The organism is Pseudoalteromonas sp. CNC9-20, from assembly GCF_022347875.1.
GTDB classification, from domain to species: Bacteria; Pseudomonadota; Gammaproteobacteria; order Enterobacterales; family Alteromonadaceae; genus Pseudoalteromonas; species Pseudoalteromonas ruthenica.
Map to the genome: position 1 here is coordinate 151,652 of NZ_JAKRFS010000005.1, position 12,320 is coordinate 163,971.

The 12,320-nt window shown below is 47.8% G+C and carries 10 protein-coding genes; 7 read left to right on the forward strand and 3 right to left on the reverse strand.

The window, feature by feature from the left end:
• Positions 1-19: 19 nt before the first annotated feature.
• Positions 20-2,779 (reverse strand): two-component sensor histidine kinase BarA, encoded by a 2,760-nt coding sequence (gene barA, locus MHM89_RS13315; RefSeq protein ID WP_239409015.1) that lies wholly within the window; start codon positions 2,777-2,779, stop codon positions 20-22.
• Positions 2,780-2,858: 79 nt separating this feature from the next.
• On the opposite strand from barA, the gene rlmD reads away from it, so the two are divergent.
• The 5 genes from rlmD (at position 2,859) to eno (ending at position 10,211) form a co-directional block, all read left to right on the forward strand.
• Entirely contained in the window at positions 2,859-4,172 is a 1,314-nt protein-coding gene (rlmD, locus tag MHM89_RS13320) for a 23S rRNA (uracil(1939)-C(5))-methyltransferase RlmD (protein WP_239409016.1), read from the forward strand.
• Positions 4,173-4,180: 8 nt separating this feature from the next.
• Positions 4,181-6,346, forward strand: a complete 2,166-nt coding sequence (relA, locus tag MHM89_RS13325) for a GTP diphosphokinase (protein WP_022944092.1) — start codon at positions 4,181-4,183, stop codon at positions 6,344-6,346.
• Positions 6,346-7,107, forward strand: coding sequence for a nucleoside triphosphate pyrophosphohydrolase (gene mazG, locus MHM89_RS13330; protein WP_239409017.1), 762 nt, complete (start codon positions 6,346-6,348; stop codon positions 7,105-7,107). Before relA ends, mazG begins: the two co-directional genes overlap by 1 nt.
• Before the next feature lie 107 nt (positions 7,108-7,214).
• Positions 7,215-8,849, forward strand: a complete 1,635-nt coding sequence (locus MHM89_RS13335) for a CTP synthase (protein ID WP_022944090.1) — start codon at positions 7,215-7,217, stop codon at positions 8,847-8,849.
• Positions 8,850-8,918: 69 nt separating this feature from the next.
• The gene (gene eno, locus MHM89_RS13340; RefSeq protein WP_045978620.1) at positions 8,919-10,211 is read left to right on the forward strand and encodes a phosphopyruvate hydratase; all 1,293 of its coding nucleotides are present in this window, start codon (positions 8,919-8,921) and stop codon (positions 10,209-10,211) included.
• Between the two features lie 108 nt (positions 10,212-10,319).
• Here eno and MHM89_RS13345 read toward each other — a convergent pair whose 3' ends face one another.
• Positions 10,320-10,562: a hypothetical protein gene (locus MHM89_RS13345; protein ID WP_022944088.1), complete on the reverse strand. Its 243-nt coding sequence runs from the start codon at positions 10,560-10,562 to the stop codon at positions 10,320-10,322.
• Between the two features lie 216 nt (positions 10,563-10,778).
• Between MHM89_RS13345 and MHM89_RS13350 the strand changes: the two genes are divergently transcribed.
• Together MHM89_RS13350 and MHM89_RS13355 are read left to right on the forward strand one after the other, a co-directional pair.
• Positions 10,779-11,102, forward strand: a complete 324-nt coding sequence (locus MHM89_RS13350; RefSeq protein WP_022944087.1) for a hypothetical protein — start codon at positions 10,779-10,781, stop codon at positions 11,100-11,102.
• A gap of 5 nt (positions 11,103-11,107) precedes the next feature.
• Complete coding sequence (locus tag MHM89_RS13355) at positions 11,108-11,539, forward strand: fosfomycin resistance glutathione transferase (protein WP_239409018.1); 432 nt, start codon at positions 11,108-11,110, stop codon at positions 11,537-11,539.
• A 39-nt stretch (positions 11,540-11,578) separates the two neighbouring features.
• On the opposite strand, the gene mutH is transcribed toward MHM89_RS13355, so the two are convergent.
• Entirely contained in the window at positions 11,579-12,247 is a 669-nt protein-coding gene (mutH, locus tag MHM89_RS13360) for a DNA mismatch repair endonuclease MutH (RefSeq protein WP_045978562.1), read from the reverse strand.
• Positions 12,248-12,320 lie beyond the last annotated feature (73 nt).

The window sequence follows — 12,320 nt, forward strand, 5'->3', positions numbered from 1 at the left end:
CCTTCACGTATCAGCACAGTTAAGATGAGCTGCTTTTCTCTAAACCGGCGTCAGCCATCAAATTGCTTAACTCGTCTTGTAGCTCTAACAGCTCGGGCTCAATATCATTAATGCTGGCTTTTTCTTTCATTGCGGTTTCAATCAGCTCGGCGAGTTTTTTCAGCTTAGGCACACCGGTATAGCAACAAGCACCATGAAACTTGTGGATTATCGACAGCAAACGTTCATGGTCACCTTTTGCCATCGCCTCTTCGATAAGGTTCAGTGTTTCAGGAATACTTAATAGCAACATATTCAGCATCTCTTGGGCCAAATCTTCCTTGCCACCGGCACGTTGCAATGCCAGCTCCCAATTTAAACTGTCGCTGATAAAGGGGGGCTCGCTTAGTGGCGGTTTAGCACTGACGCGCTCACGAGCAAGCTTGTCATTGGGGGCATAATGCAATAGAGCATCGCTGAGCATATCCTCATCTAACGGCTTAGTAAGGTAACTGGCAAAGCCGACATGTTTTAACTGCTCCTTTTCACCATCTAAGGCATGGGCAGTGACCGCTATAATCGGGGTATCTTCATTCAGAGATGACTCTAAGATTAGTTTACACGCGGTAATGCCATCCATAATCGGCATTTGAATGTCCATAAAAATTAAGTCGTAACGATGGCTTTTACATACTTCGACCGCTTGCGCGCCGTTATGTGCGGTATCTAGACTCTCCACTTGTTCTTCGAGTAAGGCACAGATCAGTTTTAGGTTGGCATCATTGTCATCGACCACCAAGGCTTTGAGCGGCAAACGGGTCGTATGATGGTCGTGAGTATGAATAGTTGGGTGATCCAAGCGAAATGGCGCGGCCAACATTTCGCAAAATTTGCGATGGTTAATTGGCTTACTAAGACACCCATCGGCTCCACTGCCAACGAGTGCCTCACGCATATTATGCGACACTGTGTTGAGTAACAGGTAGAGGTAGTCACTGCATTGACGAGCAATGGCAATGAGCTGCTTCATTCTGGCCATGGACTCTGCGCCGCCGGGGTCACCAAGCACGCAGATATCGTAGTTGAATGCGTTACTAGCAGCCTGCTCGAGCTCTTCTATGGTGCGGCACCCGGTTAAATGCACGCCCCAAGCCGCCAAAATACTGCTGGTTGCCATATAACTGTGTTCGTTCTGCTCGAAATACAGCACCCGCTTATTGACCAACGAAGCACAAGGCAGGTCAAGTTCAAAGTGATGTTCAGGTACTTTGAACACGGCGTTGAAGGTAAAACAGGTGCCCTTGCCAGGAGCCGAGTTCAGAGTGATGCGACCGCCCATAGCCTCGACTAAATGTTTGGTAATGATAAGGCCGAGGCCTGTGCCGCCAAATTTTCGGGTAATGGAAGAATCGGCCTGAGCAAAGGGCGTAAACAAAGTGTCTTGCTTGTCCATGGCAATGCCCACACCCGTATCCTTAACAGATATTAACAATGAGACACGTTCGTCGTTCAACAACCGGCTACTAATATCAATATTGACTTCGCCGTGTTCGGTAAATTTAATGGCATTACTGACTAAGTTAGTCAGTATTTGCCGAAAGCGTGTGGGGTCGCCAACAAGGTGATCGGGCACGTTTGGGTTTACGTGAATAGACAATTCCAGATTCTTCTCATGAGCGCCGGGGGCTAATAAGGTGAGCACTTCATTAACGGCATCACGGATTTGGAATTGAATGCTTTCTAGTTCCATGGCGCCAGCTTCAAGCTTAGAAAAATCGAGAATGTCACTGATGATTGTCAACAGGCTATTCGCTGAGAGCTCAATGGTATCGAGGTAATCTTTTTGGTTTTTATTCAGTGGAGTTTTATAAAGCTGGCGGGCAAACCCGATGACTCCGTTCAGTGGGGTGCGCAGTTCATGACTCATTTTCGCTAAGAAGTCTGATTTAACTTGGTTGGCAGCCAATGCATCACGCTTGGCGATATTGAGCTGGATGTTTTGCATCTCATACTGCTCGAGGGTTTCTTGATAATCAGCAGTGGCTTGGTCAATATGACGCTGCATCTCATCCTTTTCTTCGGCCATATGCTGGTTAATATGCAGTAACCCTTGGCGTAGCTGTTCGAGCTCGCCCTGCATTGGCTTTTGAATATTGTCGGCCTCTTTCCCATGAGCGACTTCTTGAGTTGCTTGAACTAAACGCGACAGTGGCTGAGTGATCATACGGCTCAAACGAATCGATATCACCACGGCAAAGCCAATGGCTAGCAGAATGACCGCAGCACTGATCAGCACCGCCTTTTGCTGCTCGACTACCGCAACTTGGCGATTGAATTGCACCATGACAATGCCATTAGTTTTAAAAGGCTGATGACTCGGCGCATTGGGGTCAAGTATGCCATGGTAGATAACCAGGAAATCGCCTTCTCGGGTTGTTTTGCTACTGGTTTTATTATCAAGCGTCGGTACTTGGGTTAAACGCGCAAACTCACGGTGTAAATTGCTGGCCAACACCAGTTCATCGTTGCTATCGAAAATAGCAACGGACTTAATAAGAGGTGAGTGTTTGTTATGAATATGCCTGGCGATGCGCTCAAGTGCGCCTTGGTCGTTGTTCGCCAATGGGTTTTCCAGCGCTATACTTAAGGGCTCGATGATCGTATTACCTTGCTCGATAAGAAATTCATCCAGCTCAAGGTAGCGATTTATAGTAAAATAACCGCCAAGTAACAGACCAATCACCACAGTAGGCACCAAGGTCAGGATCAATACCGAGTCCCGCAGGCCTAATCGGTTCATAATCAACCATATTTTTTGTCTGTGATAGGTTTAGGTTATAGCTTTCACAGGCCTTTCGCAATGTTAATTAGGGTAGTCAATGGCGAAGTTCTTTAAGCCCACAAAAAAATCAGTCAGTCAGCGCTTTCGTACCTTGTCGATATCCGGGCTCGACCACCATGGTCGCGGTGTCGCCAAAGATAAAGGTAAAGTGATCTTTGTTGCCGGGGCGCTCGGATCGGAGCAAGTCAAAGCAGAAATACTCAGCGATAAAAAGAATTACGCTGAAGCACGCTGTGTGAAAGTATTAAGCCCCAGTGCTGAACGAGTGGAGCCAAAGTGCCAACACTACGAGCACTGTGGTGGTTGTAACTTGCAGCACCTCGAGGCAAGTGCACAGTTGGCTGAAAAACAAAAAGCGTTGGCGGCGTTATTTCATAAGTTCACTGGGCTCAGTTCATTGCCATGGCAGAGTCCCATTGATAGCTCACCTTGGCATTATCGTCGTAGTGCCCGGGTAAGCGTATATTGTGATAATAAGCAAGAGACCATCAAAGTCGGCTTTCGCCAGCAGGGGTCAAAACAGATCACTAATATTGTTACTTGCCCGGTGCTTGATGCAGGGTTTATGGGTGTCTTTGACTTCTTTCGTGATGTTATTGGTGCGCATCGTGCTTTGCGCTGTATTACCCATTTACAGTTGGTGAGTGCCAAAGAACATAATTTCATTGTTGTACGCCACACTAAAACAATAGCGCAAGCACTGCGCGAAGATATAAACGCGCAGGCGCAACAACACAACTGGCAACTTGTTTGGCAAAGTGAAACGCAGCAGAGCTTGCCTAGCACTTACTATGAGCTGGAAAATAGTCAGCTCCGCCTTGGCTTTGGACTGCAAAATTTCATTCAAGTAAATGCCGAGGTTAACGACAAAATGCTCACGCAAGCCATGTCATGGCTTAATTTAGCGGCGCATGAGCGGGTATTAGATTTGTTTTGTGGGGTGGGCAATTTCTCGTTGTTAGCGGCCATGCAAGCACAGCATGTTACGGGTGTCGAAGGAGTTGAATCGGCCGTCTCTCATGCGCGCGACAATGCTCAGCATAATGGCATTGATAACTGTGATTTTTATTGCAGTGACCTCACGCAGCCATTAGCGCAAGCACAGTGGTTTTCTAGTGAGCTTGATGTGTTGATCCTCGATCCATCTCGCACTGGTGCTGAAGCGGTGCTTGCGCAATTACCGTGCAATCAGTTTAAACGTATCTTGTACGTGTCGTGCGATCCCGTTACTCTGGCCAGAGACAGTAAAATTATACTCGCCAGCGGACACCAGCTAACTAAGCTTGGGATAATGAATATGTTTCCGCATACCGGGCATATTGAAACAATGGCCTTATTCGAACGGGGGTAGTTGCGGCCATGGTGGCAACCAGACAATCACACCGTACAGCACAGATAGAGAGCTTTGATACGGCGCTAAATCAACTAGCTCTGAGCGATGACAAACATGCGTTAGTTAAAGCGGCCGCCGACTATTGTGGTGAGCGCCAGTGCGCCGAGCATGACCGTCTTGCCTTAGAGATGGTAGAAATTTTGGCGCAGTTAAACCTGGACGCCAATTCATTGGCGACGGCCTACCTAACGCCCTATTTCCTTGCTGGTTGTATAGATATTGAAGACACTCGCAACACCTTCAACAAAGACGTGGGTCTGTTACTCAAAGGGGTGGAGCAAATGGCGACCATCAGCACCTTGGCTCATGCTGGCAGCGGCCAAGTGCAGGTGGATAAAATTCGCCGCATGCTGTTGGCAATGGTGGAAGATGTTCGCGCGGTGGTGATTAAACTCGCGCAGCAGGTTTGCTATTTGCGTGAAGTGAAAAATGCCGAAGAAGAAGAGCGCGTAATTGCTGCCAAAGAAACCGCAAATATCTTCGCCCCTCTTGCAAACCGTCTTGGTATTGGTCAGTTAAAGTGGGAGCTAGAAGATTTAGCTTTTCGCTATTTGCATCCACAAACCTACAAACGCATTGCTAAATTGCTTGAAGAGAAGCGCTTAGACCGTGAAGCGTATATGCGCGATATGGTCAAGCAGGTAGAAGACAAGCTTACCCAAGCGGGAATTCAGGCGCAGGTATATGGCCGCCCGAAGCACATTTTCAGTATTTTTAAGAAAATGAGCAAAAAGAACTACGAGTTTGATCAATTATTCGACATTCGTGCCATGCGCATCATCGTCGATGAAATTCAAGATTGTTACGGTGCCTTGGGTATCGTACACACCAGTTGGCGTCATTTACCCAAAGAGTTTGACGATTATGTTGCCACACCCAAACCGAACGGCTACCAATCCATTCATACCGTGGTCTTCGGGCCGGAAGGAAAAACCGTAGAAATTCAGATCCGTACCCAGCAAATGCATGAGGATGCGGAGCTAGGTGTGGCGGCACATTGGATGTATAAAGAAGGTGCACTGCCTGGTCGGGACTCGGGTTACGAGCAAAAAATTAATTGGTTGCAGAAGATTCTGCAGTGGCAAGAAGAAGTCGTGGATGGCACCGACCTAGCGGATGAATTGAAAAACCAGGTGGTCGAAGACCGGGTCTACGTGTTCACCCCGCGCGGCGATATTTTCGATTTACCCCATGGGGCAACCCCCTTGGATTTTGCCTATTACATTCATTCCAACGTTGGTCATCGTTGTGTTGGCGCTAAGGTATTTGGCAAAATTGTGCCTTTCACCTACCAGTTACAAACTGGTGATCAGGTCGAAATTCTTACCCAAAAAGAGCCCAATCCGAGCCGTGATTGGCTTAACCCTAGCTTAGGGTATATCCGCTCCTCACGAGCACGTTCGAAAATCCACCACTGGTTTAAGCAGCTAGATCGAGACAAAAACTTACAAGCTGGTAAGGATATTCTCGATGGCGAGCTGCAAAAGCTCGATATTCACTACAAAGACCTCGAGCCGGCGATTAAGCGTTTTAATTTCTCAGCTCTTGATGACCTCCTGGTCGCTATTGGCGCGGGCGATGTGCGTCTAAATCAGCTGCTTAACTTTGTGCAAAACAAAGGTGAAAGCGAACCACAAATCAAGTTCAAGCCGCACCGAGGTAATCACAAAGGCGATAAAAATGGCATCGTGGTTGATGGCGTTGGCTCGCTGATGAGCCATATGGCAGGTTGCTGTGAGCCGGTGCCAGGCGATAGCATTTGTGGCTATATTACTCAGGGTCGAGGCATCGCGGTGCATCGCAGTGACTGTGAGCAATTTGCGCAGCTACAAGAGCGTCACCCCGAGCGCATTGTTGAGGTCAGTTGGTCGCAAAAAACCAGCCAAGACTTTGCTCTGTCAATTAAGGTCGAGGCCAACGATCGCCAAGGGTTAATTCGCGATATCAGCGCGGTGCTCGCCAATGAGAAGGTCAATGTGATGAGCATGAATGTGAATACTATTGATGAGAAGCAACTGGCGATATTTTCGATGAAGATCGCGGTCTCAGACCTAAGCAGCACCAATCGACTGCTAACGAAGTTACTGCAAATTGATGGCGTGTACGATGCCAACCGAGTTGGAGCTAGCTAATGGGCTCTGTTGATGAACTATTGGCGATTATGGCCAAGCTGCGCTGTCCTGAGTCGGGTTGCGAATGGGATTTGGGGCAAGATTTTCACACCATAGTGCCGCACACTCTTGAGGAAGCCTATGAGGTCGCCGACACCATAGAGCGTGGTGATTTTACTGCCCTTAAAGCCGAGCTTGGCGACCTGCTATTTCAGGTGATTTTTTATGCGCAACTGGGAAAAGAACAGCAGCTGTTTGATTTTGAAGACATCGTCAGTGGTTTAAATCGTAAGCTCAAGCAGCGTCATGGTCATATTTTTGCCGATGAAGCCGAGCCCGGAAATTGGGAGCAGCGCAAGCATCAGCAGCGCCAAGCGCAAGGGCAAAAGCAGCTTCTAGACGATATTCCTAGCAATCTTCCAGCGCTCAGTGCGGCTCACAAAATTCAAAAGCGGGTCGCCAGTGTGGGCTTTGATTGGCCCTGCATTAGCGGCGCTTTGGATAAGGTGAATGAAGAGGTCGAGGAAGTGCGTGAGGCCATCAACATTGATCCACACAGCGATCACAGTGCTGAAGAAATTGGTGACTTGCTGTTTGCCACCGTTAATGTCGCTCGCCATCTTGGTCGTGACCCTGAGCAGTTACTGCGCCAAGCCAATCGCAAATTCACTAAGCGATTCAACCAAGTGGAAGTACACATCAATGAGCAGCAGCACTGCCTTAAGGACGCCTCATTAGCGCAAATGGAAGCAGCGTGGCAAAAGGTCAAATCACAAGAGTAAGGCCGCACCCGTAGGCCAATTTAAACTGGATTGGCGCAGGTGGCTTTGCTATACTATCGCCCCGTCTTGATTCTATTTAATCCATTTCCTGATATCTTAGGGTTCGCATGAGTACAAAATTTATCTTCGTTACGGGCGGGGTGGTTTCCTCGTTGGGTAAAGGTATTGCCGCAGCGTCTTTGGCCGCAATTTTAGAAGCACGTGGCTTAAAGGTGACCATCTTAAAGCTGGATCCTTATATCAACGTTGACCCGGGCACTATGAGCCCGATTCAACACGGTGAAGTGTTTGTTACCGAAGACGGGGCTGAAACAGACCTTGACCTAGGTCACTACGAGCGCTTTATCCGCACCAAAATGACCAGCCGCAACAACTTCACTCAAGGACGCGTATACGAAGATGTGTTGCGCCGTGAGCGCCGTGGTGAGTACCTAGGCGCCACCATTCAGGTTATTCCACATATCACCAATGATATCAAACGCCGTGTGATTGAAGGTGCTGAAGGGCATGATGTCGCCATCGTGGAAATTGGCGGCACGGTTGGTGATATTGAATCGCAACCTTTCCTAGAAGCAATCCGTCAGCTTGGTACCGAGCTTGGACGTGAAAATGCGCTGTTCATGCACTTAACTCTAGTGCCTTTCTTAGGCCCTGCAGGAGAAGTGAAAACCAAGCCTACACAGCACTCGGTGAAAGAGCTTCGTTCCATCGGTATTCAGCCTGATGTGCTGGTATGCCGTTCGGCGTGTAAATTGCCGGCCAACGAGCGCGCTAAAATAGCACTATTCACCAATGTTGAAGAAAAAGCGGTTATCTCACTGCAAGATGTCGACAGCATTTACAAAATTCCGGCGTTATTAAAGTCGCAAGATTTAGACAATATTATTTGTCGCCGTTTTTACTTAGATTGCCCAGAAGCGGATCTGTCTGAGTGGGAACAAGTACTGTATCAAGAGTCGAACCCAATTGGGGAAGTGACCATAGGTATGGTCGGTAAGTATATTGAGCTTCCTGATGCTTATAAATCGGTGAATGAAGCCCTTAAACATGCCGGTTTGAAGAATCGCTTAACTGTTAATATCCAGTATGTTGACTCCCAGGATATTGAGAGCAAAGGCGTTGAATTACTGCACGGCTTAGACGCTATCCTCGTGCCGGGTGGCTTTGGCGGCCGAGGTATTGAAGGCAAAATTCGCACAGCGCAGTATGCTCGTGAAAACAAGGTGCCTTACCTAGGTATTTGTTTGGGGATGCAAGTCGCATTGATTGAATACGCACGCAACGTTGCTGGCCTAGAAGGGGCGAACTCAACCGAATTTGATGCCGGCTCTGCGCATCCGGTGGTTGGCCTTATCACCGAGTGGCTGGATAAAGACGGTAATGTTGAAATGCGTGATGCAGACTCTGATTTAGGCGGCACTATGCGTTTAGGCGCGCAGTTATGTCACCTTAAAGAGGGTTCAAAAGTACGCGAGGTGTACGGCAGTGACCAAGTGGTTGAGCGTCACCGCCACCGCTACGAAGTAAACAACAATTATGTTGAACAACTTGAGCAAGCGGGTCTGAAATTCACCGGTCTCTCCGAAGATAAAAAGCTGGTGGAAATCATCGAAAATGAAGATCATCCATGGTTTATTGCGGCGCAATTCCACCCGGAATTCACCTCAACACCACGCGATGGTCACCCACTATTTGAAGGTTTCGTGGCAGCAGCAAACAGCTTCCAGAAACAATCTTCGTAATTGTCAGATAAAGCCGTGCTCATGCACGGCTTTTTCGTTTTACACTTGGGACAAGAGGAATCAAGCAAGATGTCAGAAATTGTTAAAGTGATCGGCCGTGAAGTGATGGACTCACGAGGTAACCCAACTGTTGAAGCTGAGGTTCACTTAGCCAGTGGTGCATGGGGCCGTGCCTGTGCTCCATCAGGTGCATCAACCGGTACGCGAGAAGCATTGGAGCTGCGCGACGGCGACAAAGCACGTTACCTAGGCAAAGGTGTGCTAACCGCAGTCGGTTACGTAAACAACGAAATTGCCACCGCATTAAAAGGTCAAAATGCCCTTGAACAACGCGCTATAGATGCGGTGATGTTAGAGCTAGATGGCACTGAAAACAAAGAAAAACTAGGTGCAAACGCGATTTTGGCTGTGTCTTTAGCGAATGCTAAAGCAGCCGCTCAAGAAAAGGGCGTAGAGCTATTCGAACATATCGCTGATATCAATGGCACCTCAGGTAACTACTCTATGCCTGTGCCAATGATGAACATTCTTAACGGTGGTGAACACGCCGATAACAACGTTGATATTCAAGAGTTTATGGTTCAGCCAGTAGGCGCGTCTAGCTTCCGTGAAGCGCTGCGTATGGGCGCGGAAATTTTCCATAGCTTGAAGAAAGTACTCAGTGCTCGCGGCTTAAATACGGCGGTGGGTGATGAAGGTGGTTTCGCCCCTGATCTGAAGTCGAACGAAGAAGCTCTGGAAGTGATCGCTGAAGCGGTTAAAGCTGCCGGTTATGAGCTCAACAAAGACGTGACCTTGGCGCTTGATTGCGCTGCGTCAGAGTTTTACCACGATGGTAAATATGACCTTAAAGGTGAAGGTAAAGAGTTTGATTCTGCTGGGTTTGCTGACTTCTTGGCTGACTTGGCGGCGCGCTATCCAATCATCTCTATTGAAGATGGCTTGGATGAGAGTGACTGGGACGGCTGGAAAATTCTGACTGACAAAATTGGCGATAAGGTGCAATTGGTCGGCGATGATTTATTCGTAACAAACACGAAAATCTTAAAGCGCGGTATTGATGAAAGCATTGGTAACTCGATTCTTATCAAGTTTAACCAAATAGGTTCTCTGTCTGAAACCTTGGATGCGATCAAAATGGCGCAAGATGCGGGCTTCACAGCGGTTATTTCACACCGCAGTGGTGAAACTGAAGACGCCACCATCGCTGATTTGGCAGTAGGCACAGCAGCCGGTCAAATTAAGACGGGTTCATTGTGTCGCTCTGACCGTGTCGCTAAGTACAACCAGTTGCTACGTATTGAGCAGCAACTGGGTGATAAAGCGGTATATAAAGGTCGCTCGGAAATCAAAGGTCAATAACCAGTTGTTGAACAAAAAAACCGCAGCTCAGCTGCGGTTTTTTATTTCTTTTATTATCAAGCACTTAAAAGCTTGGCTTGTGGTTAAATAGCACCACCAATACGAAGGTTATTGAAGGCTGTTGGTTGTACCGCGATTGAGCTCACGCTTTACGTAATCTTGACCTGCTTTTTCTTGTGCTGCTTTTTCTTCAGCAGTCATACAGACACGCTTGGGTATGTTCGAGCCAGTCGGCCTTTTCAACTCACAAATCAGGCCGTCATTATTAGCGGTTTGTCCTTCATTAGCTTGGCCAGCGCAACCACTTAATAGCACCACTGCACATCCTGCCAAAAGCAATCCTAATTTCATTATTATCTCCTTAATAGTCCGTTAGCCCTCTTTTGGGGCCACCTTCATGTTATAAGGGAATTACTTTTCAGTTGCCAGTAAAGTAAGTGTTATTAATTGTTTTTAATAGTTAAATTAACCTGTTGTTAATATTGTTTACCTTTCATTGTTGTGTCACTATGAGTCTAAATCGGAACAGTCGCTGTATCTGCATTGGTAACGCTCAAGGAGGGCAGGGTGACAGTACTTTATTTTCTCGGATGTCCAGAATTAGACACGCTTAATACCGATGAGCGTAGTCAGGTCGTGGAACAGGCCTATAAAGAGTTTCGGGCAGTGCACCCGGTAAAATGGGCGATACGCTGGTTGTTAATTGTCTTGGCGCTATTACCTTCTGTGATACTAGGCGTGTTGATTGGCACTGAGGCTGCGCTCGCCAGTGCAGTGATAGCTATGGTGCTACTGCATATTGTCATTGCAGAGAAAGAGAGCACCTTAGCCCGTCATTATTTGCATCAGCATTTCAGCGAGCTCTGCGCGAAAGTGTTGCTTAAGTACTAAAACTGATGTTGCTAGGCATCAATCACCTTACTTTGACGGTGCATGATTTGCGGCGTTCGTTACAGTTTTACTCCGAGCTGCTATGTTTCACTCCGTTAGTGCGTTGGCGTCAAGGTGCTTACCTGCAAAACCAAGAACTGTGGCTATGCCTTAATGTTGGCCGACCCCAACCAGCGCAAGATTACTCCCATATTGCTCTAACGGTGGAGCCAAACCGTTTTTGTGAATTGCAACAGCGATTAACCGCCGCTGATGTGTGTTTTTGGCAGGAAAATAGCAGTGAAGGAAGCTCTTTGTATTTCCTAGACCCTGATGGTCACAAGTTAGAAGCGCATGTTGGCGATTTAGGTAGTCGATTAGCAGCGATAGCGCAAAAGCCCTACGAACACTTGCATTGGTATCCACAAGGGCAGGCAGTGATAAAAGGCTATGATTGATACCCAAAGCGGCGCTAGTTAGTCCGTTACAGACTGGGTTTATAAGGCGAAATGGTTGGCTAGAATCTGTCTCGTAAAATGGGTTTTAAGGTAAAAGCCACGGGGCAGAGTTTGAATTGTTTTGCCTTGTGGGCCAATGGCGTCGGTTAACGCTTGGCTGTTTGCTGCTTTAGGACGCAGTTGCAATACTTCGCCATAATGGCCGTTGAGCGTTTCTATTTTCCCCAATGCAATCAGCTCGGTGAGCTCCTCCCAATCACGTTTAAGCTGTGCAAACTGTTGCTCATTGGGACGCCACAAAAAGCCACTGCCAATGACTCTGTCGATTACTGCGATATCACGTTCGGCCAGTATTGGCAGCCACAGTACGTGATTAAGCTTCTTGTACACTGTGCTTTGTTCAAAGGTCAGCCCTTGTAGATTGGTTAAGGGGGCGACACTGACAAAGGTCGTCTCCAGTGGCAAACCTTTTTGCGAGATGGGCAGCGTTTTCAGTTCGACACCTAATGACACAAAGTCGGGTTCGGGCAGTGAGCCAGCACTGGCTCCTAACGCAAGTTCAATAAGCTGACCAACCCAGCCTTTTTCACGTAGCAAGTCTTGCGGTGTTTTAAAGCCCAGCTCACCTGCCAATTGTCCCAGCGTTTTACCTGCTATAGCATCGACCCGTTGTTGCAGTTGACTAAGGGTTTGTGGCGGTGCGTTCATGTCTTTGTCTCTAGAGTATTTCAATCGCTATGTTAGCAAACTCTAGCGTAGCGGAGAATGTGTCACCTTACTA